Here is a 21403-nt window from a genome sequence, read left to right as displayed (position 1 = left end):
ACATTATCCGGCCTGCTTGTCCGGCGCTTTATCGGCCGAGGCGGGCTTCGAGGTTGGCTGCGGAGCCGGCGGTGCTTGCGGCGGCGTGACGGTTTGCGTGGCGGCAGGCGGCTGGTCAGCCGGTTGCGATGGCGCGGGAGACGAGGCGGTCGTCGACAGACCCCCGGCGTCGTTCTGCGACTCCCCCTCAGGCTTCGTCATGGACGCCGCAGCGACCGTTGCGGCCGGTTGCGCATCAGGCTGTATACGCTCGTGCGCCGCTTCAATCGGAGCACCCGCACCCTCTCCCGGCAACTTCGCCGCCTCGCGCGGATGCGACTTGTCGCTTGCCTGCGCAATCACCCGATGCACGAAGCGCAGCTTTTCCACCACCGACGCGGCCAACGTGAACGGATAGCCATCCGCCATCCCGAGACTGCGGTTCAGGCTGTTCAACGCATACGTGAGCGGATACCAGCGCTTGATCAGATTCTCGAAGCTCGCGTCCTCGACCGGCGTGCGATCGGTGAGCGTCGGCTCGCTCGGATCGTCGGGCAACAGCGCGAGGCCATACGAGGTCGACGTATCGAGCACGTCGACGATCAGCAGATAGTGCGCCCATGTCTCCGCCCAGTCCTCCCACGGGTGCATCGTCGCGTACGCGCTGATGTACGACGCCTGCCAGTCGGCCGGCGCGCCGTCGCGATAGTACGCGTTCAGCGATTCGCCGTAGTCGGCGCGCTCGTCGCCGAACAGCTCGCGATACGGTTCGAGCCAGCGCGGGTCATTCTGTACCAGCTGGTCGAAGTAGTAGTGGCCGGTCTCGTGGCGGAAGTGCCCGAGCAGCGTGCGATACGGCTCGCCCATCGCGGTGCGCACTTCTTCGCGGTGAGCGTCGTCGGCCTCGGCGATGTTCAGCGTGATGAGCCCGTTGTCGTGACCGGTCATCACGCGCGAACCGTCGCCGCCGTCCTCGAGGAATTCGAACGCGAGGCCATGTTCGGGGTCCTCCTGAGCCGACTTCACGTCGAGGCCGAGTTCGGCCAGCGTGTAAAGCAGGCGCCGTTTCGCCATCTCCAGCCGATACCAGTAGAGCCGGTTGTCCGGCGCGCTCAGGTTCGGGATCGTACGGGTCAACTGGCACGCGCGGCACAACGTGTCCGGCGAATCGGCGGGAATCATCCAGTTACAGACGTTCTCGACCGCGTAGTTGTGGCACTGGCGAAACAGCGCGCCGTCCGCGCCCGGGTGCAGGCTGCGCCAGCGGCCTTCGCCGGCGTCCTCGAACGCGCTGATCTCAGCCAGTTCGGGCACGTAGCCGAGCAACGACTCGCAACGTTCGCAGCGAACGTTTTCAAAGAAGACCAGGTGCGAGCAGTGATTGCAGTGGAAGGTTTTCATCGGTGGAGCCTGTGGGAAAGTGACGGTCTGAAGCGAAGAGCCGCCGCAATCTTCATGCCGCATTTGCCAGACGTCACCGGTTTAACGCACATTACGTACATGATCGTGCATGGCGGCTGCGCCGCTTTGGTGCGTGGCATGCCGAGCCGTACCGAACGACATGAAGTTCGATCGTGCGAGGCATCGGTCATGCGCGGCGCACTTCGCGCCAGGCGGTGTGGCGGGGCGGTACATGCAGTTCACGAGGTTTATCACGCTCGTTCCAACAACGGCATGAAGCTTGCTTTTTGGCGGGCTGCCATCCTTCGTCCAGGAGTCCGGTGTGTCCATACGCGTCGCGTTGCATCACGTCACACATTACCGCTACGACAGGCTGGTCGCGCTGTCGCCCCAGGTCGTGCGTCTCAGGCCTGCGCCGCATTGCCGGACCCCGATCCTCGCCTATTCGATGCGGGTCGAGCCGGCCGAACACTTCATCAACTGGCAGCAGGACGCGTTCGCCAACTATCAGGCACGGCTCGTCTTTCCGGAGAAGACGCGCGAATTCAAGGTGACCGTCGATCTGATCGCCGAGATGGCCGTCTATAACCCGTTCGACTTCTTCCTGGAACCGTCGGCCGAGCAGTTTCCCTTCGACTACGCGCCGGGCCTCGCGCTCGAACTCGCGCCGTACCGTGTCAAGCGGCCGATGACGCCGCGCTTCGCCGAGTTCGTGGCGAGCATCGACCGCACGCCGACCGGCACCGCCGACTTCCTCGTCGGCCTGAATCAGCGGCTGCAACGCGAGATCCGCTATCTGATCCGGATGGAGCCGGGCGTGCAGACGCCCGAGGAAACGCTGGTGAGCGCCGCGGGCTCGTGCCGCGATTCGGGCTGGCTGCTGGTGGAGACGCTGCGGCAATTGGGGCTTGCCGCGCGCTTCGTGTCCGGCTACCTGCTGCAACTCGCGCCCGACGTCAAATCCATCGACGGCCCGAGCGGCACCGAAGTCGACTTCACCGATCTGCACGCGTGGTGCGAGGTGTACCTGCCGGGCGCGGGCTGGATCGGCCTCGATCCGACCTCCGGTCTGCTCGCGGGCGAAGGGCACATCCCGGTCGCGTGCACGCCCGAGCCGGGCAGCGCCGCGCCGATTTCCGGCGCGGTCGACGAATCGGAGGTCGAGTTCGAGCACACGATGTCGATCGAGCGGGTGCTGGAAACGCCGCGCGTCACGCTGCCTTATAGCGAAGCGGCATGGAGCGATGTGCTGAAAATGGGCGAGCAGGTCGACCGGCAACTGGCCGACATGGACGTGCGCCTGACGATGGGCGGCGAGCCGACCTTCGTGTCGGTGCGCGACCGCGACGCCGCCGAATGGAACACCGACGCGCTCGGCCCGACCAAGCGCGGCTACGCGGTCGCGCTGATGGACAAGCTGCGCGCGCGTTACGGCGCGAACGGCTTCCTGCATATCGGCCAGGGCAAGTGGTATCCGGGCGAGCAGTTGCCGCGCTGGGCGATGTCGCTCTACTGGCGTGCCGACGGCGAGCCGTGCTGGCGAAACCCGACGCTGTTCGCCGACGAGCGTGAGCCCGGCCGCTACACCGCCGGCGACGCGCAACGCTTCCTTGAGCATCTCGCGACCAGGCTCGCGCTCGACACCGACTGCATCCAGCCCGGTTTCGAAGACGTCTGGTACTACCTGTGGCGCGAGCGCCGCTTGCCGGTCAACGTCGATCCGTTCGACGCGCGCCTCGACGACGAACTGGAGCGCGTGCGTCTGCGCCGCGTGTTCGATGCGGGCCTGAGCGGCGCGACCGGCTACGTGCTGCCGCTCGCGCGCGAGCGCGACGTGCCGAACGAAGCGCCGAAGTGGGTGAGCGGCCGCTGGTTCTTCCGTGACGAACGCATGTACCTGATTCCCGGCGATTCGCCGATGGGCTACCGGTTGCCGCTGGACTCGCTGCCGTGGGTGTCGAAGACCGACTATCCGTATCAGCACGCCCACGATCCGTTCGCGCCGCCGGTGCCGTTGCGTTCGGCCGCGCAGTTGCGGATGCAATACGAAGGCGATCCGCGAGGCGGCGAACCCGCCGCGAGTGACGCGCAGACGCTAGCCGAGAAGCGGCGCGTCGCCGCGTTGTCGCTATCGGCTGCGGACCTGCTGAGCGGCATGCCGGGCAGCGGCGCGTTGGCCTATGCGCGTCAAGCCGGCGACGAGCCGCCGCCGGCGCGCGGCGAGTCGTCGAAGGAAACGCTGCGCACCGCGATCTGCGTCGAGGCGCGCGACCCGAAGCGTGCGGCCGGTCCGAAAGCCGAAGCCGACGCGTTCGGCAGCGGCCGCTCGTTGCTGCATGTGTTCATGCCGCCGCTCACCGAACTCGACGATTATCTCGACCTGCTCGCCGCGGTCGAAGCGACGGCCGCCGAGTTGAAGATGCAGGTTGTGCTCGAAGGCTACCCGCCGCCGCGCGACGCGCGTTTGAAAATGCTGCAGGTAACGCCGGACCCCGGCGTGATCGAAGTGAACATTCATCCGGCCGCGAACTGGGAGCAACTGGTCGATCACACCGAGTACCTGTACGAGTCGGCGGCGCACAGCTATCTGAGCAGCGAGAAGTTCATGACCGACGGCCGGCACACCGGCACCGGCGGCGGCAATCATCTCGTGCTCGGCGGCGCGACGCCCGCCGACAGTCCGTTCCTGCGCCGGCCCGATCTGCTCGCGAGCCTGATCGCGTACTGGCACAACCATCCGTCGCTGTCGTATCTGTTCTCGGGGTTGTTCATCGGACCGACCAGCCAGGCGCCGCGCATCGACGAAGCGCGCAACGATCAGGTCTACGAACTCGAAGTCGCGTTCCGCGAGTTGCAGCGGCAGATCGATCTGCTCGGCGGGCGTGACAGCGCGAACCTGCCCGCATGGATGATCGACCGCTCGTTGCGCAACATCCTGATCGACGTGACCGGCAACACGCACCGCGCCGAGTTCTGCATCGACAAGCTCTATTCACCCGATGGCCCGACCGGCCGTCTCGGCCTGCTCGAATTGCGCGGCTTCGAAATGCCGCCGCACGCGCGCATGAGTCTCGTGCAGCAGTTGCTGCTGCGCGCGCTGGTGGCGCGCTTCTGGCGCAAGCCGTACACGCAGCGGCTTACGCGCTGGGGCACCGAGTTGCACGACCGCTTCCTGCTCGGCACTTTCGTGAAGATGGATTTCGACGACGTCCTCGGCGAGTTGAATCGCGCGGGCTTCGCATTCGACAGCAGCTGGTTCGCGCCGCATTTCGAATTCCGCTTCCCACTGGTCGGCGAGACCACGGTGAACGGCGTCGAGCTGACGATCCGCAACGCGCTCGAACCGTGGCACGTAATGGGAGAGGAGGGCTCGCCAGGCGGCACCGTGCGTTACGTGGATTCGTCGGTGGAGCGGCTCGAAGTGCGCGCGCTGGGCCTTAACGGCAATCGCCATGTGCTGAGCGTCAACGGCGTGCCGGTGCCGTTGCAGCCGACCGGCCGCGTCAGCGAGTACGTAGCGGGCGTGCGCTTTCGCGCGTGGTCGCAACCATCGGCGCTGCATCCGACCATCGGCGTCGACGCGCCGCTCACTTTCGATCTGGTCGACACCTGGACCGGCCGCTCGGTGGGCGGATGCCAGTATCATGTCGCTCATCCGGGCGGGCGCAATTACCAGACCTTCCCGGTCAACGCCTATGAGGCGGAAAGCCGGCGGCGCGCGCGCTTCTTCGCGTCGGGTCATACGCCGGGGCCGCTCACGGTCGACATGCCGCAGCGCAGTCTCGAGTTTCCGTTCACGCTCGATCTGCGCTACTGGTGAAACCCGCCTAGATATAAAACGACACGACCTTGGCCTTTCAATCGACTTTTCCCTTCGAAGCGTCCGCGACTCGCGCCGACGCTTCGTCCCTGTTGCGGCTGCTGCCGGGCTATGACGGACATTGGGACGAGTTGCGCGACGCGTCGGGCGGGTTGCGCGAACCGTGGCGGCAATTCTTCGAGCGGCTCGGCGAAGACGGGGTGGCGCGGCTGGAGGGTCACCGCGCGTCGGTCGCTCAGCAGGTTCGCGACAACGACATCAGCTACAACGTCTACGCGGATAACGGCGAGTCGCGGCCCTGGGCGCTCGACCTGCTGCCGTTCCTGATCAGCGAGGACGAGTGGGCGCACATCGAGCGCGGCGTGACGCAGCGAGCGCATCTGCTCAATGCAATCGTCGCCGATATCTATGGGCCGCAGACGCTGCTCGAACGCGGGCAACTGCCGCCCGCGCTGGTGTTCGGGCATCCCGGCTATCTGCGTTCGGTGAAGGGCTTCACGCCGCCCGGCGGCCAGTTTTTACAGGTGGTCGCGGTCGATCTCGCGCGGACCCCGAATGGCGAGTGGACGGTGATGGCGCATCGCACGGAAGCGCCGTCGGGTCTCGGCTACGCTTTGGAAAACCGGCTGATCGTCTCGACGCTGTTCGCCGATCCGTTCCGCTCGATGCGCGTGAGCCGTCTCGCGCCGACCTATTCGCAACTGATCGCGACGCTCGCGCAATCGGCGCGTTCGACCATGCGCGATCAGGCCGGCAGTGCCGGTGCCGAAGCGTCGCCGCATATCGCGCTGCTCACGCCGGGGCCGTTCAGCGAGACCTATTTCGAGCACGTGTTTCTCGCGCGCTATCTCGGCGTCACGCTGGTCGAGGGCAAGGACCTGACCGTGCGCGACGACATGCTTTATCTGAAGACGCTCGCCGGGCTCGAACGCGTGCACGTCGTATTGCGCCGTCTCGACGACGCCTTCTGCGATCCGGTCGAACTGCGCGCCGATTCGAGCATCGGCGTGCCGGGCCTGTTGCAGGTGATGCGTGCGGGCAATGTAATCGTGTCGAACGTGCCAGGCTCGGGCTTCGTCGAGTCGCCGGCCTTGCATGGTTTTCTGCCAGGCATCGCCGAAGTGCTGCTCGACGAAGACCTCGTGTTGCCCAGCGTCGCGACCTGGTGGTGCGGCGAAGAGGCCGCGCGCGAACATGCGTTCGCGCGGCTCGACGAAGCGTTCATCGTGCCGACGTGGCCGGTCGCCGGGCGCGATGCGCCGCCCGGCATCGAGCAGGGCAAGCAGACGCTCTCCGCATGGCGCGAGCGCATCGAAGCGATGCCCGACACCTACACGATCCAGCAGGTGCAGCGCTTTTCGTGCACGCCCCGTTACGAGGACGGCACCATCGGCCGCCGTCCGTCGGTGCTGCGCGCCTATGCGATCGCCGACGTCAACGGAGGCTGGCACGTGATGCCGGGCGGCTTCACGCGGATGGCCGCCGAACGTCAGGCGACAGTGTCGATGCAATACGGCGGCAGCAGCGTCGATACATGGGTGCTGTCGAGCCAGCCGACTTCGACGTTCACGCTGCTGCCTTCGCCGATGCAGCCCGCCGACCTCGCGCGCAAACATCGCACCGTGTCGAGTCGCGCGGCGGAAAATCTCTTCTGGGCAGGGCGTTACGGCGAACGCGCCGAAAACAACGTGCGGCTGTTGCGGCTGATTCTCGGCTCGCTGGAAGGCAACGATGCCGACGCGATGTTCCCGACGCTGGTCGAACTCGCGCTGCAATGCGGCCTCGTGCAATCCGGCGACATGGCCTCGCCGCCTTCGCCGCAAGCGTTCGAACGCGCGCTGGTCGCGAATCTGAGCGAGAGCACCGGGGCCGCGAGCATCGGCCAGAATCTGAACTGCCAGGCGCGCTCGAATGGCGAAGTGCGCGGCCGGCTGTCGAACGATCATTGGCGCACGATCCTCGCGTCGCGCAACGACTTCCGCGATGCGTTGCAGACGCTGATGCCGGCGACGGGGGCGGGGAACGGCAGCAACGGCAGTGGCGGCACAAATGGTCGTGGCCAACGCTATGACCGTTATGACCGCGTGACGCTGGTCAACGCGCTCGAACGGCTGTCGGTGCAATTGTCGGCGATCAGCGGCGCACAAGGCGATCGCATGACGCGCGACGAAGCATGGCGTTTGCTGTTCGTCGGGCGCCATATCGAACGTGTGTCGGCGATGACGTCGTTGCTGCGCGCGGTTGCCGATCACGGTCAGCTCGCGACGCCCGCTGGTTTCGATCTGCTGCTGCAGCTGTTCGACAGTACGCTCACTTATCGTTCGCTCTATCCGGGCCGCTTCGAAGTGCCGGCCCTGCTCGATCTGCTGGTGATCGAGCCGACCAACCCGCGCGGCATCTACGGCGTGTACGAACGTTTGCGCAAGAAGCTCGATGAGATCGCCGTGGCCGCGGGCAGCGTGCGGCATCGTCCGTTCGCGGAACTGATGCCGCCGGCCGCGTTACTGCCGTCGCTGGAGTCGCTGTGCGAAGTCGACGACAACGGCGCTTACCCGCAACTGACGGCGGTCTGCGATCAGATTGGCGGGTTCGTCGGCGCGGCCGCGCATGAAATCAGCGCGCGCTACTTCAGTCACGCGAGCACCGTCGCTTCACAGGTGTGGTCATGAAGCACGCGCCGATTGTTCTGTCCGTTTCACATCGCACGACTTACCTTTACTCGACGTATGTCGAGACCGCGCAGCATCTCGCGACGATCCGCCCGATCGCCTGTTCATGGCAGCGGCTGGTCTCGCATAGCGCGTGGATCGAACCGGAGCCGTCGTATCTGCATAGCCGCACCGATGCGTTCGGCAACGACGTGCTGTACTTCGCGCTGGATGCGCCGCACGAACGCCTGCAACTCGTCAGCGAAACGACGGTGGCGCTGACGCCGCGCTGGACCGACCTCGATCCCGACGCGACGCCCGCATGGGAAGAAGTCGCGGATGCGCTGCAGTTCCGCGTCGGCGGCCAGTTCAGGCCGGAGGTGGAGTTCTGTTTCGCGTCGCCGAACATCGTGCCGCGGCCGTCGCTGCGCGCCTATGCGTTACCGAGCTTTCCGCCGGGCCGGCCAATCGCTGCCGGATCGATCGATCTGATGCATCGTATTCACGATGACTTCGCCTACAAGCCATCGGCAACGATGTTCGATACCCCCGCCGAGCGCGCGTTCGAATTGAGGAGCGGTGTGTGCCAGGACTTCGCGCAGGTGATGATCGGCTGCCTGCGATCGCTGGGTTTGCCGGCGCGCTATGTGAGCGGGTATCTGCGCAACGATCCGCCGCCTGGGCAGCCGCGTTTGATCGGCGCGGATGCGTCGCATGCGTGGGTGTCGGTACATTGTCCGCAAAGCGGCTGGATAGATCTCGATCCGACCAACGACGTGCTAGCCGATGTCGATCACGTGACGCTCGCAATCGGCCGCGATTACAGCGACGTGTCGTTGCTGCGCGGAATGATTCTGGGCGGCGGCGCGCATCGCGTGGAAGTGGGTGTGACGGTGATTGCGCTTTAGCGTCCCGTGCTCGCACTCATTTCATCCCGACTTGGGGAAATCCCTTGCCCTCCATTCCCATTCAGTGGGAATTCTATTTTTGAAACCTGAGAACGTTCTGGCATCCTGAGCCCTTGATGGATTGCGGGCGGTGATCGTGAACGTGGAACAAGGTGTGACAGGGGCCGAACGGGTGCTGCTGGTGCTGGCGGCGCTCGCCAGTCATGGCAGGGCGATGTCGGTCAAGGATCTGCTGGCGGTGACCGGCCTTGCGCAAAGCACGCTGTACCGGCAGATCGCGCTACTCAAGCGCTGGGGTTTCGTCGCCGAAAACGCCGGGTATTACGCGCCCGGTCCGATCAGCCTGCAACTCGCGCTTGGCTTCGATGTGAATTCGCTGCTCGTCGAAGCGAGCCGCAGCGAAATGCAGCAACTCGCGCGCGCGTCGCAGGAAAGCATTGGGCTGGTGGTCGCGGTCAAGCATCAGGTGATGTGTCTCGAGATGGTCGACAGCCAGCATTCGTTGCGTTGCTCGTTCGAGAAAGGCCGCGCCGTGCCGCTCAAGGCGGGCGCTTCGGCGAAATCGCTGCTGGCGTTCATGGCCGACAAGGCGCGTGCCGAAGTGCTCGATAGCGTGTTCGACCACGACCCCGCTGGCCGCGCCAGCATCGAAGCAGAACTCCAGCAGATTCGCGCCCAAGGCTACGCCGTCAGCGACAGCGAAGTCGATCCGGGCGTGTGGGGCGTCAGCGCGCCGATCTTTCATCGAAGTGGACGCAGCGCCGGTAGCGGCGCCTCGATCACGTTGATGGCGCCGTCCACGCGGGCTATCGGCCGCGAAAGCCAATTCATCGACGGGACGCTACGCACGGCCCGCGCTATTTCCGAGCACCTGCAAACCGATTGACCGGACGAAGCCTGTTCATTTCGTTCTTCAGTACGGATTCCGAATGAACCACACGAACCGACAGAACTACAAGGAGCCTGCCCCATGAAGCTGCAACGACTGTTATCCCTCGCCTGCGTCACGTTCGCCGTGACCTTTGCCGGATTTTCCGGCGCGGCGTCGGCACAAACGCCGGACGTGCTCAACGTCGCCACCGACGCCACCTTCCCGCCGATGGAGTACACCGAGAACGGCGCACGCACCGGCTTCGACGTCGACCTGATGAATGCGCTCGCGAAGGCGATGGGCAAACGCGTGCAATGGACCGACATCGACTTCAAAGGGCTGATCCCGGGCTTGATCGCGCATCGTTTCGACGCTGCGATCTCCGGCATCTACATTACCGACGAGCGCGCGAAAGTGGTCGACTTCACCGATTCGTATTACGCGGGCGGTCTGGCCGTGCTGGTGAAAAGCGATTCGCCGATCAAGACGGTGGCCGATCTGAACGGCAAGAAAGTCTCAGTCCAGGTGGGCACGAAGTCGGTGAACTTCCTGCGCGACAACTACCCGCAGATCACGCGCGTCGAGGTCGAGAAGAACCAGGAGATGTTCGATCTCGTGGGGATCGGTCGCGCCGACGCTGCCGTGACGGGCAAGCCGGCCGCGTATCAACTCGCGAAAACGCGCAGCGGTTTCCGCGTGCTCGACAAAACACTGACGACCGAAGCCTACGGCATCGCCGTGCGCAAGGACGAGCCGCAACTGAAAGCCGCCTTCAACACCGCGCTCGCCAAGATCAAGGCTGATGGCACCTATGCGGCGATCGTCAAGAAGTGGTTCGGCGCGGACGCGCAATAAACGGCCGGGCAAACGAAATGGAACTCGATTTCTCGCCGGTCATTGCCGGTTGGCCGGACATCATGCACGGCGCGCTGGTGACGGTCGAAGTGACCGCCGCGTCGCTCGCGCTCAGCTGCGTGCTTGGCCTGTTGATCGGCATTGGCCGGCTGACGCCGAAGCGGCGCATCGTGTATAGCCTCTGTACCGCGTACCTGACGTTCTTCCGCGGCACGCCGTTGCTTGTGCAACTCTTCCTGCTGTTCTTCGGCCTGCCGCAATTCGGCATTCTGCTGCCGGCGTTCGTGTGCGGCATGCTGGGGCTCGGCCTGTATTCGGCCGCATACGTCTCGGAGATCGTGCGCGGCGCGATTCAGTCCGTCGATCGCGGGCAGATGGAGGCAGCGCGTTCGATCGGCATGTCGTCGGGGCAGGCGATGCGCGCGATCATTCTGCCGCAGGCCGTCGTGCGGATGATCCCGCCGCTTGGCAACGAATTCATCGCGTTGATCAAGAACTCGGCGCTAGTGTCACTGCTGACGATCGACGATCTGATGCACGAAGGCCAGAAGATCATCAGCGTGTCGTATCGGTCGCTTGAAGTGTATCTGGCCATCGCGCTGGTGTATCTGGTGCTGACGCAGGCGACCAACTACGCGTTGCATCGCGTCGAGCGTCGTTTGCGTGCGGGAGGGATGGTGCAATGAATACCGTGGCAAAAAACAATGAGCCTATCGTCAGCATTCGCGGGCTGACCAAATCGTTCGGCTCGCATACCGTGCTCAACGGTATCGACTTCGATATCCAGCCACAACAGGTCGTGGTGGTGATCGGACCGAGCGGCTCGGGTAAGAGTACCTTTTTGCGTTGCTGCAATGGACTCGAACAAGCCGAAGGCGGCACCATCGACATCTGCGGGCATCGACTCGTCGAGCAAGGCGGGATGCTCAAGGAGCGTTCGCTGAATGTGCTGCGCACCGAAGTCGGCATGGTGTTTCAGTCGTTCAATCTGTTTCCGCACTTGTCGGTGCTGCATAACGTCACCGTTGGTCCGCGCATGCTGCGTGGTCTCAGCAAGGCGCAGGCCGAAGCGGCGGCGATGGCGCTGCTGGAAAAAGTCGGGCTCGCACCCAAGGCGCATGTGATGCCGGCGAGTCTGTCGGGTGGTCAGAAGCAACGGGTTGCGATTGCTCGCGCTTTAGCGATGCAGCCGCGCGTGATGCTGTTCGACGAACCGACGTCCGCGCTCGATCCCGAACTGGTCGGCGAAGTGCTGCAGGTGATGAAGCTGCTCGCGAGCGAAGGCATGACGATGGTGGTCGTCACGCACGAAATGGGCTTCGCGAAGGAAGTGGCCGACGTGGTAGTCGTGATGGACGGCGGGGTGATCGTCGAAGCGGGGCCGCCGGCTGAGATTTTCTCCGCGCCTTCACAGCCGCGCACACGGGCATTCCTGCAGGCGGTGTTGTCGCGCGCATGAGAGTTCCCTTCGATGACAAGGTGTGGGCAGGCCGCTCCGACGACGGCGAGCCCGGCGACACGCGGCGTGTTTTCAATCAGATGATGGCGTTCAGCAGCGTGGCGCAGATGCAGCGCGATGTGCCGGTGATCGTGGGCTTCGGCTCGGATGAAGGCGTGCGCCGCAATCAAGGCCGGATCGGCGCGGCGCATGCGCCCAGGGAGTTGCGCCGTGTGCTGGCGGGCTTGCCGGCCAAAACGTCGCTGGCGGCGCTCGCTGATGCCGGTGACGTGGTGTGCGACGACGGCGACCTCGAAGGCGCGCAGACGGAACTGGCGGACGTGGTTAGCGAAGTGTTGACGAGCGGTGGACGGCCGTTGGTGTTGGGCGGCGGTCATGAAGTCGCGTGGGGAACGTATAGCGGTTTGCGGCTGCATCAGCAGCGTGAAGCCGACAATGCCGCGCCACTCGCATCGCGCAAGCTGCAGATCATCAACTTCGACGCTCACTTCGATTTGCGCCAGAAGCGTCCCGCGAATTCCGGCACGCCGTTCGATCAGATCGCGCTCGACTGTGCGCAACGAGGGGTCTCGTTCAACTATGCGTGCTTCGGCATCAGCGATCTGGGCAACACGGCTTCGCTGTTCGCGCATGCGGAACGGCTCGGCGTGCATTACGTGCTCGACGTCGATATGCAGGAGACGCAACTGCCGCAGCGGCTGAACGAACTTCAGCAGTTGCTGGACGCAGCGGACGACGTCTATCTGACGATCGATCTCGACGTCTTGCCGGCGGCCGTCGCGCCGGGCGTGTCTGCGCCCGCTGCGCTGGGTGTACCGCTATCGGTGGTCGAAGCGATGGTGCTGCGCGTGGCGGCTTCGGGCAAGCTGCGTGCCGCGGATATCGCGGAGTACAACCCGTCGCTCGATCAGGACAAGCGCACCGCGAGAGCGGCCGCGCGACTGGCGTATCGACTGCTTTGAATCACGCTATCGCACTCACTGCACCGCGCGGGTGAAAAAAGGCGGCTCGCCGGATTAGTGTAGCGAGCCGTTTTCCGTTCCTTTCCGTGATTACCGTAGGAGGCTGGTCGGCGTGCCGCAGTCGGAATTTTAACATTCGCTGAACGTTAAGCCGCTGCTGCGGACTCGTATATTGGACGGGTGTTGGCCCCGCCGACAGAGGCCAGAGTCGAAATATTCTTGACTCTGTGCGTATGCACATATAGACTGCCCCACATGACCCACCCAATCTCTTACGACGAATGTAATTGCTTCGCGCTGCGCCAGGCGGCGCGGCACATTACGCAAATCTACGAACGCCATCTTGGCGTGGTCGGGCTGACTGCTGCTCAATTTACCATTCTCGCCAAGCTTGCCCGCACGCCGGGTCTGCCGATGGCGGACCTCGCCGACGCGATGGTGATGGAACGCACCACGCTGGTCCGCGCAATGAAGCCTTTGCAGCGGGACGGCCTGGTGGTGGCGGAGTCGGCGGAACATGACGGTCGCACCTTTCTGTTCAGTCTGACCGAGCAGGGCGAGAAGACTTTCGATCAGGCCGCCATCGCATGGCGCGCCGCGCAGGACGAGTTCGAACAGAAGTTCGGCAAGGAACGCGCTAAAACGCTGCGCGCCGAGTTGTTCACTATCACCGGTTAATCAGACACTCGCGCTTGTTTCGGCGGGCATCGTACGTTCGTATGTGTGCATACGCACTCACGAATATGGACGTACGGCGGAGGACACGCAGCAATGGAAGGGCTATTCGACGACGACTGCTTTGCGATCCGCCAGGCCGCGCGCTACGTGTCGCAGATCTACGACCGGCATCTGGCGAACGTCGGCCTGACCATCACGCAGTTTTCGCTGCTGGGCCGCCTCAAACGCACCGGCCCGATGACGATGAAGCAGATGGCCGAAGTCATGCGCATGCAGCGCACCACGCTGGTCCGCATGATCCAGCCGTTGCGCCGTCATGGCCTGATATCGAGCGAGGCGCTCGGCGCCGACGCGCGGGCGCTGACGATTGTGCTCACGGCCGCCGGTGAAGAACGGCTGAGCGCCGGACGTGAGCATTGGTATGCGGCGCAAGCCGAATTCGAACATCGCTTCGGCGAGCAGCGCGCCGCCGCGTTGCGCGGCGAACTGTTCGCCATTACACGGGAATCGATCTAAAGCCGCGCTCAGCGGCGACGAAGGCCGGCGCACTGCGCCATTTTTTTCAACGTAACGAGTGCATACGCACATATCGACATCATGTCCACAACCCCTTCGACTGTCGCCCCGCCGAGTGCGGCGCATACCGCCAGACCGGCCAGGCGCATTCCGTGGATGCTGCTCGCGGTTCTCACCGTGATCGTCGCGTTGGCGCTGGCCGCGTCGTACTGGTTCTTCGTCGGCCGCTTCGTCGAGACGACCGACGATGCGTACGTGGGCGGCGACGTTACCGTGATGGCGCCGAAGGTGAACGGCTTCGTCACCGATGTGCTGGTGCATGACAACCAGTTCGTTCACGCGGACCAGGTGCTGATCCGGCTCGACGCCCGCGATTACGACGCGCGTCTCGCGCAGGCCAGCGCGGAAGTGCAGCGCGCGCAAGCGGCAGTCACCGAGTTGCAGGCGAAGAAATCGTTGCAGCTTGCCACTATCAACGAACAGGCGGCCGAGGTTCGCGCGTCCGGCGCCGAGTTGACGCGCAGCGCCGCCGACCAGACGCGCTACCGCGAACTGGTGAAGGACGACGCGGTGTCGAGCCAGGTGGTGGAGCGTGCCGATGCCGATCTGACCAAAGCGCACGCGGCGGTGGATCGCAGCAGCGCGGCGCTGATCGCCGCGCAACGGCAGATCGCCGTGCTCGACGCGCAGATCGGCGACGCCGAGGCGCGCATCGCCACCGCGCAGGCGGCGCAGCGCGTCGCGGCTTTGAACGTCGAGTACACGACGATTCGCGCGCCGATCGACGGCTACGTCGGCAATCGCACCGCGCGTGTCGGGCTGCTCGCCAACACTGGCGTGTCGCTGCTGACGGTGGTGCCGTCGACCGGCCTGTGGATCGACGCGAATTTCAAGGAAGACCAGTTGAAGAAGATGCAAGTCGGCGACAGCGTGGACGTCGATCTCGACGCGTCGAGCAAGCGGATCCACGGCGTGGTGGAGAGCCTTGCGCCGGCGACCGGCGCGACCTTCAGCGTGCTGCCGGCGGAAAACGCTACCGGCAACTTCACGAAGATCGTGCAGCGCGTGCCGGTACGCGTACGCCTCGACGTGCCGAAGGACATGCAGGGCGTGCTGCGTCCCGGTCTCTCGGCAACCGTGAAGGTGCATCTCGACGCCGACCGCGCGCCGGCGCACGGATGAGCCGATCATGACTCAAGTCCTCGACAATCCCGCCGACCAGCCGACCCGCACCAAGGTCTTCGCGTTCGCGCTGATGTGCGTCGGCTTTTTCATGGCGACGCTCGATATCCAGATCGTCGCGTCGTCGCTGCGTGACATTGGCGGCGGCCTGTCCGCGAGCCAGGACGAACTCTCGTGGGTGCAGACCTCGTATCTGATCGCCGAGATCATCGTGATTCCGATGTCGGGCTGGCTCACGCGTGTGTTCTCGACGCGCTGGCTCTTCACGTTCTCGGCATTCGGTTTCACGGTCACCAGCATGCTGTGCGGACTCGCGTGGGACATCAACTCGATGATTCTGTTTCGCGGTTTGCAGGGCGCGCTCGGCGCCGCGATGATTCCGACCGTCTTTACCACCGCGTTCGTGCTGTTTCCCGGCAAGCAGCGGCTGATCGCGTCCACCACGATCGGCGCGCTGGCGTCGCTTGCGCCGACCATCGGTCCGGTGATCGGCGGCTGGATCACGTCGCAATGGTCGTGGCACTGGCTGTTCTATCTGAACCTGGTGCCGGGCATCGCCGTCACGGTGATGGTGCCGAAGTACGTTCACATCGACAAGGTCGATCTCCCGCTGCTGAAAAAAGGCGACTACCTCGGCATTCTGCTGATGTCGGGCTTTCTCGGCTGCCTCGAATACGTGCTCGAAGAAGGCCCGCGCAAGAACTGGTTCGGCGACGACGTGATTGTCTTGTGCGCATGGGTGTCGGCGGTCTGCGGCTTTCTTTTCCTTGTGCACGCGTTCACCGCGAAAGAGCCGATCGTCGATTTGCGCGCGCTTGCGGTGCGCAACTTCGGGATCGGCAGTTTGCTGTCGTTCATTACCGGGATCGGGATCTTCTGCACGGTGTTTCTCACGCCGGTGTTTCTTGCGCGCGTGCGCGGCTTCGATTCGTTGCAGATCGGCCTCGCGTTGCTGTCGGTCGGCTGCTTTCAATTGCTCGCGTTGGCCGCGTATTCGACGCTCGCGCGTGTCGTCGATATGCGTCTGCTGATGGTGTTCGGCCTCGCGCTGTTCGGTATCGGCTGTTATCTGTATGTGCCGTTGACGAGTCAGTGGGGTTGGCAGCAGTTGTTGATTCCGCAGGCGCTGCGCGGTATCGGCCAGCAATTCTGCATTCCGCCTATCGTCACGATGGCGCTGGGGGCGTTGCCGCCGTCGCGGCTTCGCTCCGCGAGCGGCCTCTTCAACCTGATGCGCAATCTCGGCGGCGCGATCGGCATTGCGGTGAGCAGCACGATGCTCAACGATCGTTTGAACTTTCATTACGAGCGACTCGACGAGCACCTGAGCGCGGGCCGCCCCGTCGTCGAATCGATCCTGCAGAAGCAGGCGGATTACTTCGCGGCGCTCGGCGGCAATGTGCTGAACGCGGCGCACGCGGGACTCGATCAATTGCACGACGTGCTGCTGCGCGAAGCGCTCGTGCTCACTTTCTCCGACGCGTTTCTCGCCGTGTCGCTCTGTTTCGTGGTTGGTCTGCTGAGCGTGCTGTTCTCGCGCCCGTTCGGCAACACCGCGCCGCCGCCCGAGGCCCATTGAGGAATTCAACATGAAGCCGATCGTAATCAAAGCACTGGCGAGCGCGGCGTTGCTGACGCTCGCGGCGTGCGCGGTGCAACCGGCCACGCACGCGGATTTGCCGCAGACGGTCAAGACCGTTGCGCCGGCTGCGTGGAGTGTCGATGCCCCGCAAGACAACGTCAGCGCCGACGCGTGGTGGTCGCAATTCGGCGACCCTGTGATGCACCAACTGGTGGAGTCGGTGCTGACCGGCAACCTCGACGTGCAGGCGGCCGTCGAGCGCGTGAAGCAGGCGCAGGATCTGGTGAAGCAGAATCGCGCGGCCTTGCTGCCCGAATTGAACGCCAACGCAACCGCATCGGATACGCGGCAGAACACGCCGCCGCCACTCGGTTACGTGCGTCAGGCCGGCATCGGCCTGACGGCGAGCTGGACGCCCGACGTGTTCGGCGGCGAACGTCTCGCGGTGCTGGCCGCGCAGGCGCAGGTGTCGGGACGCGAGACGGCGTTGAATCAGGTGCGGCTCGCGCTCGCGGCGAACACGGCGGCCGCGTATATCGATCTGCGCTGGGCGCAGGCGCAATTGCAGATTCTCAACGACAACGAGCAGATTCGCGCTCGCGCGCTGAAGCTCACGCAGCAGCGGTTGCATTACGGGCTGTCGTCGCAACTCGACGTCGCGCGTGCGCAAAATCAGCTGCAGGATTTGCAGTCGCAGATTCCGCGCATGCAGTCCAACGTGCAGCATCAATTGAGTTTGATCGCGGTGTATTCGGGGCGCACGCCGGAGAGCGTGGACAGTTTGCTGCTCGCCGACGCGCGCGAGATTCCAGTGCCCGCGCAAAGCGCGCCGCAGATGCTGCCGTCCGACGCGCTGTTGCAGCGGCCCGACGTGCGCAACGCGTATGCGCTGGTCGAACAGCGCGCGGCCGAAGTGGGCGTGTCGAAAGCGCAGCGCTATCCGCAGTTCAGGATCAACCTCGCCAACGGGTTGCTCGCTTCGTCGTACCTCGGCTTGCCGACACTCACCGACAACCTCTTCAGCGCGGCGTTGAACGCAACGAGCCCGATCTTCAACGCGGGTCGCATCACCGCGAACATCGACGCGAGCGAGAGCCGCATGCGTGAGTCGCAACTCGGTTTGCAGCAGATCATGCTGCAGGCGCTGAAGGAAATCGAGGACAACCGCAGCGATCTGGTGAGCGGCGCGGTGCAGGTGCAACGGCTCGGCGGCGCGCTGGATGCGTCGAACCAGGCGCTGCGTTTGTCGACCGAACTGTACAAGGGCGGCGCGTCGAGTTTTCTCGACGTGCTCGCGGCGCAGGAGGCGTATCTGCGCGACGCGGATTCGCTGAACCAGGCGAGGCGCGAGCATGCGCTTTCGGCGGTTGCGTTGTACCGCTCGCTCGGTGGCGGGTGGGATGCGGCGCCGGGCGAGGCGGTGGCGGCGGTAGCGGCGAAACGCTGATTCGCGGCGGTGACCCATGTCGCGACGGCGGCCAATGAAGTGCGCGAGCAGGCGCAGTACTGATCCAACTGGAGAGAAACCATGTCGAGTACCCGAGAAGTAGTGATCTGCAATCCGGTGAGAACGCCGATTGGCGCATTCGGCGGATCGTTGAAGGACGTGAGCGCAACCGACCTCGGCGCGCTCGCCGTGCGCGAGACGCTGCGGCGCAGCGGTCTCGAAGCGGGCGCGTTGGCGTCGGTCGTGATGGGCAATGTGATCCAGGCCGGCAATAAAATGAACCCGGCGCGCCAGGCGTCGATCGGCGGCGGCGTGCCGGTGACGGTGCCCGCGTTGACGGTCAATCGCGTGTGCGGCTCGGGCGCTCAGGCCATCGCGTCGGCGGCGCAGGAGATCTGGTTGGGCCTGGGTGACGCCGCCGTCGCGGGTGGCATGGAGAACATGGACCGCGCACCGTATCTGCTCGACGGCGGCCGCTGGGGTTATCGGATGGGCAACGCGCAGATTCACGACAGCCTGTTGCGCGACGGCCTGAACGACGCGTTTTCCGGCGAGCATTCCGGCTGGCACACTGAAGACCTCGTGAGCCAGTTCGATATCACACGCGAAGCTCAGGACCGTTGGGCCGCCCGTTCGCAACAGCGCTTTGCCGACGCGCAGGCGCGCGGCGACTTCGACGCTGAACTGGTGGCGGTGGACCTGCCCGCACGCAAAGGTCCGCAGCAGTTTACGCGCGACGAACAACCGCGCCCGGATACGACGGTGGAAACGCTCGCGAGATTGCGTCCGGCCTTTCGTCCAGACGGCACGATTACGGCGGGCAACGCGCCCGGATTGAACAGCGGCGCGGCCGCGATGCTGGTGGCCGAGCGCGGCTTCGTCGAAGCGCGCGGTATCGAGCCGTTCGCGCGACTCGTCGCTTATGGCGTGGCGGCGGTCGAGCCGGGCCTGTTCGGTCTCGGTCCGGTGCCGGCCGTGCAACTCGCGTTGGCGCGCGCGGGTTGGCAACTCGTCGACGTCGAGCGCTTCGAAATCAACGAGGCATTCGCGGCGGTGCCGATCGCGGTCGCGCGCCGGCTCGGTATCGCGGACGAACTGATCAATGTGCAAGGCGGCGCGATCGCGCACGGTCATCCGATCGGCGCAACCGGCGCGGTGCTGACCACGCGCCTCGTTCATTCGATGCGGCGCGACGGACTCAAGCGCGGCATCGTTACGCTGTGCATCGGCGGGGGACAGGGGATCGCGTTGGCGTTGGAAGTGCTGTAAGTTCGGCGGCGATGCGGCGCCCGGTTGTGTGCGGCGGCGCATTCGTCAGGTCAGGTGGGGAGGGGCGCGAACGCAGGTGCGACTGGTCCGCGCTCCCTCGTTCAGCGTACCATTGCTATCCTGTCGCTCGCGCCGTACGGCTTTCAGCACCGAGCCGAAGTCGCGCATCACGGCCCGCCGAATCGAGGATCGCCGCATGAACATGGAACAACTACTGGAACGCGCGAGCGTCGCGCGGGAAAAGGCCTACGCGCCTTATTCGAAATTCAAGGTCGGCGCCGCGCTTCTGACGCGCGACGGCCAGGTGTTCGACGGCTGCAACGTCGAGAACGCCGCTTATGGTTTGTGCAATTGCGCGGAACGTACCGCGTTTTTCAGCGCTGTCGCCGCCGGCTATCGGCGCGACCAGTTTGCCGCGCTCGCCGTGATCGGCGACACCGACGGCCCGATCGCGCCGTGCGGCGCGTGCCGCCAGGTGATCGTCGAACTGGGCGGCCCCGACTTGCCGATCCGCCTCGGGAACTTGCGCGGCGCCACGCGCGACACCACCGCGCGCGAACAACTGCCGGACGCGTTCTATCTATGAGCAAGCACAAGGTCATCTACGACACCGACCCGGGCGTCGACGATGCAATGGCGCTCGTCTTCCAGGCGCTGCATCCGGATATCGAACTGCTCGGTCTGACGAGCGTCTTCGGCAACGCGACGATCGACACGACGACCCGCAACGCGCGCTTTCTCGCGGGACGCTTCGCCGCCGGAGTGCCGGTCGCACAGGGCGCGGCGGCGCCGCTCAGGCGCGTGGCGCCCGAGCCGCTCGCGCGCATTCACGGCGACAACGGACTCGGCAACCTCGCGTTCGACGCCGCCGTCGCGGCGCCGCTCGACGCGCGGCCCGCGCATCGCTTCATCATCGACACGGTGCGCGCGCATCCCGGCGAAGTCACGCTGCTCGCGGTGGGGCCGTTGACGAACCTCGCGTTGGCGCTCGCCGACGATCCGCTGATCGCGTCGCTCGTCAAGCAGGCGGTGATCATGGGCGGCGCGTTCGGCATCGACGGCGTGCTCGGCAACGTGACGCCCGCGGCGGAGGCGAACATCCTCGGCGACCCCGACGCGGCCGACATCGTGCTCGGCGCGGCATGGCCGGTTGCGATCGTCGGACTCGACGTGACGCAGCCCACCATCATGAGCCAGGACTACCTGGCGTCGCTGCGCGAGCGCGGCGGCGCGGCGGGGCAGTTCATCTGGGATGTGTCGCGGCACTACGAGGCGTTTCACGAGCAGAGCGCGCAATTGAAGGGCATCTACGTGCATGATTCGTCGGCGGTGGCCTATCTGCTGGCCCCGCAGCTTTATACGACGCGCAGCGGTCCCGTGCGCGTGCTGACCGAAGGCATCGCGGTGGGCCAAACCATCCAGAAGCCGGCGACCTTGCCCGTGCCCGCGCCGGACTGGGACGGCCGCCCGGCGTGCGAGGTTTGCATCGGCGTGGACGTGGCCGGCATGCTGGCGCTTTACGAGCGCACCATTTGCGGGTCGCCGCGATCGACGTAGTGGTTTGAAAGGGCGCGGCTCGCGTGCGCGACCGGCCGACAGCGAAGAGTGAAGAAGGCGCCGATCCGAGCCGCGAACCAGGGCACCGCCGCGATTGATCTGCTTTAACCCGGATCGCGTACCGACGGTGCATCGCAACACACGCGTCCCCTCGCAATCGTCGCCGATGCGTCGCGTCATTCTTTGCTACATTCTGCACACGCACTGCGTACGCGAACCCGAATGAAAGTTTCCGTAGCCGGGGCGCTGCGCACGTGACCGAAATCTAT

At 65.0% G+C, this 21403-nt stretch carries 16 protein-coding genes and 1 pseudogene; 16 read left to right on the top strand and 1 reads right to left on the bottom strand.

What is annotated here, in order from left to right; all coding sequences use genetic code 11:
- Nucleotides 1–315: 315 nt before the first annotated feature.
- A pseudogene (locus tag BGI01S_RS13155) lies at nucleotides 316–1380 on the bottom strand (zinc-binding metallopeptidase family protein); the annotation flags it as partial.
- Between the two features lie 322 nt (nucleotides 1381–1702).
- On the opposite strand from BGI01S_RS13155, the gene BGI01S_RS13150 reads away from it, so the two are divergent.
- The 16 genes from BGI01S_RS13150 (at nucleotide 1703) to BGI01S_RS13075 (ending at nucleotide 21134) form a co-directional block, all read left to right on the top strand.
- Complete coding sequence (locus BGI01S_RS13150) at nucleotides 1703–5200, top strand: transglutaminase family protein (protein WP_042326121.1); 3498 nt, start codon at nucleotides 1703–1705, stop codon at nucleotides 5198–5200.
- 29 nt (nucleotides 5201–5229) lie between these two features.
- Complete coding sequence (locus BGI01S_RS13145) at nucleotides 5230–7869, top strand: circularly permuted type 2 ATP-grasp protein (RefSeq protein WP_042326118.1); 2640 nt, start codon at nucleotides 5230–5232, stop codon at nucleotides 7867–7869.
- Nucleotides 7866–8756, top strand: a complete 891-nt coding sequence (locus tag BGI01S_RS13140; protein ID WP_042326116.1) for a transglutaminase family protein — start codon at nucleotides 7866–7868, stop codon at nucleotides 8754–8756. The genes BGI01S_RS13145 and BGI01S_RS13140 overlap by 4 nt, the downstream gene beginning before the upstream one ends.
- A 136-nt stretch (nucleotides 8757–8892) precedes the next feature.
- Nucleotides 8893–9642 (top strand): IclR family transcriptional regulator, encoded by a 750-nt coding sequence (locus BGI01S_RS13135; RefSeq protein WP_042326770.1) that lies wholly within the window; start codon nucleotides 8893–8895, stop codon nucleotides 9640–9642.
- A gap of 84 nt (nucleotides 9643–9726) precedes the next feature.
- Nucleotides 9727–10482 carry a transporter substrate-binding domain-containing protein gene (locus tag BGI01S_RS13130; RefSeq protein WP_042326114.1) on the top strand — a complete coding sequence of 252 codons (756 nt, stop codon included), beginning with the start codon at nucleotides 9727–9729 and terminating at the stop codon, nucleotides 10480–10482.
- 17 nt (nucleotides 10483–10499) lie between these two features.
- Nucleotides 10500–11168, top strand: coding sequence for an amino acid ABC transporter permease (locus tag BGI01S_RS13125; RefSeq protein ID WP_042326112.1), 669 nt, complete (start codon nucleotides 10500–10502; stop codon nucleotides 11166–11168).
- Complete coding sequence (locus BGI01S_RS13120; protein ID WP_042326110.1) at nucleotides 11165–11941, top strand: amino acid ABC transporter ATP-binding protein; 777 nt, start codon at nucleotides 11165–11167, stop codon at nucleotides 11939–11941. The genes BGI01S_RS13125 and BGI01S_RS13120 overlap by 4 nt, the downstream gene beginning before the upstream one ends.
- Complete coding sequence (gene hutG, locus BGI01S_RS13115; protein WP_042326108.1) at nucleotides 11938–12903, top strand: formimidoylglutamase; 966 nt, start codon at nucleotides 11938–11940, stop codon at nucleotides 12901–12903. Before BGI01S_RS13120 ends, hutG begins: the two co-directional genes overlap by 4 nt.
- A 255-nt stretch (nucleotides 12904–13158) precedes the next feature.
- Nucleotides 13159–13581 (top strand): MarR family winged helix-turn-helix transcriptional regulator, encoded by a 423-nt coding sequence (locus tag BGI01S_RS13110; protein WP_042326106.1) that lies wholly within the window; start codon nucleotides 13159–13161, stop codon nucleotides 13579–13581.
- A 93-nt stretch (nucleotides 13582–13674) separates the two neighbouring features.
- Nucleotides 13675–14097: a MarR family winged helix-turn-helix transcriptional regulator gene (locus BGI01S_RS13105; RefSeq protein WP_042326104.1), complete on the top strand. Its 423-nt coding sequence runs from the start codon at nucleotides 13675–13677 to the stop codon at nucleotides 14095–14097.
- Nucleotides 14098–14178: 81 nt separating this feature from the next.
- Entirely contained in the window at nucleotides 14179–15279 is a 1101-nt protein-coding gene (locus BGI01S_RS13100; RefSeq protein ID WP_174447407.1) for an HlyD family secretion protein, read from the top strand.
- A gap of 7 nt (nucleotides 15280–15286) precedes the next feature.
- Nucleotides 15287–16858 carry a DHA2 family efflux MFS transporter permease subunit gene (locus BGI01S_RS13095; protein ID WP_042326100.1) on the top strand — a complete coding sequence of 524 codons (1572 nt, stop codon included), beginning with the start codon at nucleotides 15287–15289 and terminating at the stop codon, nucleotides 16856–16858.
- A 10-nt stretch (nucleotides 16859–16868) separates the two neighbouring features.
- Nucleotides 16869–18308 carry an efflux transporter outer membrane subunit gene (locus tag BGI01S_RS13090; protein WP_042326098.1) on the top strand — a complete coding sequence of 480 codons (1440 nt, stop codon included), beginning with the start codon at nucleotides 16869–16871 and terminating at the stop codon, nucleotides 18306–18308.
- A gap of 81 nt (nucleotides 18309–18389) precedes the next feature.
- Nucleotides 18390–19577 carry a thiolase family protein gene (locus tag BGI01S_RS13085; RefSeq protein WP_042326096.1) on the top strand — a complete coding sequence of 396 codons (1188 nt, stop codon included), beginning with the start codon at nucleotides 18390–18392 and terminating at the stop codon, nucleotides 19575–19577.
- A 196-nt stretch (nucleotides 19578–19773) separates the two neighbouring features.
- Nucleotides 19774–20163 (top strand): cytidine deaminase, encoded by a 390-nt coding sequence (locus tag BGI01S_RS13080; RefSeq protein ID WP_042326094.1) that lies wholly within the window; start codon nucleotides 19774–19776, stop codon nucleotides 20161–20163.
- Complete coding sequence (locus BGI01S_RS13075; RefSeq protein ID WP_042326092.1) at nucleotides 20160–21134, top strand: nucleoside hydrolase; 975 nt, start codon at nucleotides 20160–20162, stop codon at nucleotides 21132–21134. Before BGI01S_RS13080 ends, BGI01S_RS13075 begins: the two co-directional genes overlap by 4 nt.
- The last annotated feature ends 269 nt before the right edge of the window (nucleotides 21135–21403 follow it).

Source organism: Paraburkholderia ginsengisoli NBRC 100965 (assembly GCF_000739735.1).
Classification (GTDB): Bacteria; Pseudomonadota; Gammaproteobacteria; order Burkholderiales; family Burkholderiaceae; genus Paraburkholderia; species Paraburkholderia ginsengisoli.
This window is presented reverse-complemented; position numbering and strand designations above follow the sequence as displayed.

Bases quoted from the DNA above. Each gene is read 5' to 3' on its own strand.
- BGI01S_RS13075 (WP_042326092.1), top strand. From the start codon at position 20,160: ATGAGCAAGCACAAGGTCATCTACGACACCGACCCGGGCGTCGACGAT.
- BGI01S_RS13120 (WP_042326110.1), top strand. From the start codon at position 11,165: ATGAATACCGTGGCAAAAAACAATGAGCCTATCGTCAGCATTCGCGGG.
- BGI01S_RS13080 (WP_042326094.1), top strand. From the start codon at position 19,774: ATGAACATGGAACAACTACTGGAACGCGCGAGCGTCGCGCGGGAAAAG.
- BGI01S_RS13090 (WP_042326098.1), top strand. From the start codon at position 16,869: ATGAAGCCGATCGTAATCAAAGCACTGGCGAGCGCGGCGTTGCTGACG.
- BGI01S_RS13125 (WP_042326112.1), top strand. From the start codon at position 10,500: ATGGAACTCGATTTCTCGCCGGTCATTGCCGGTTGGCCGGACATCATG.
- BGI01S_RS13110 (WP_042326106.1), top strand. From the start codon at position 13,159: ATGACCCACCCAATCTCTTACGACGAATGTAATTGCTTCGCGCTGCGC.
- BGI01S_RS13130 (WP_042326114.1), top strand. From the start codon at position 9,727: ATGAAGCTGCAACGACTGTTATCCCTCGCCTGCGTCACGTTCGCCGTG.
- hutG (WP_042326108.1), top strand. From the start codon at position 11,938: ATGAGAGTTCCCTTCGATGACAAGGTGTGGGCAGGCCGCTCCGACGAC.
- BGI01S_RS13095 (WP_042326100.1), top strand. From the start codon at position 15,287: ATGACTCAAGTCCTCGACAATCCCGCCGACCAGCCGACCCGCACCAAG.
- BGI01S_RS13085 (WP_042326096.1), top strand. From the start codon at position 18,390: ATGTCGAGTACCCGAGAAGTAGTGATCTGCAATCCGGTGAGAACGCCG.
- BGI01S_RS13140 (WP_042326116.1), top strand. From the start codon at position 7,866: ATGAAGCACGCGCCGATTGTTCTGTCCGTTTCACATCGCACGACTTAC.
- BGI01S_RS13100 (WP_174447407.1), top strand. From the start codon at position 14,179: ATGTCCACAACCCCTTCGACTGTCGCCCCGCCGAGTGCGGCGCATACC.
- BGI01S_RS13105 (WP_042326104.1), top strand. From the start codon at position 13,675: ATGGAAGGGCTATTCGACGACGACTGCTTTGCGATCCGCCAGGCCGCG.